1 protein-coding gene is annotated in these 253 nt (G+C 37.2%); it reads left to right on the forward strand.

The genetic code is table 11. The annotated features are described in order from the left end of the window. Positions 1-253, forward strand: a 253-nt coding sequence (locus RM51_RS18905; RefSeq protein WP_039373357.1) for a Y-family DNA polymerase, incomplete at both ends; no start/stop codon positions are given.

Below are 253 nucleotides of genomic sequence, written 5' to 3' on the forward strand. Positions count from 1 at the left end.
GGAAAAGGCAAGTATCGATGAGTTTTATCTCGATCTTTCAGGAATGGATAAGTTTTTTGGGTGCTACCAATGGACAAAAGAGATTGCTCTTGCGGTAACCAAAGAAACCGGACTTCCCATAAGCTTTGCTTTATCAGCTAATAAAACGGTTTCGAAGATTGGAACAGGGGAAGCAAAACCTGTCGGAAGATTGGAAATTAAAGATTTAGAGATTAAACCGTTTTTAAATCCATTATCCATTAAAAAAATTCCG

This window comes from Chryseobacterium taiwanense (assembly GCF_000813825.1).
In the GTDB taxonomy this organism is placed as follows: Bacteria; Bacteroidota; Bacteroidia; order Flavobacteriales; family Weeksellaceae; genus Chryseobacterium; species Chryseobacterium taiwanense.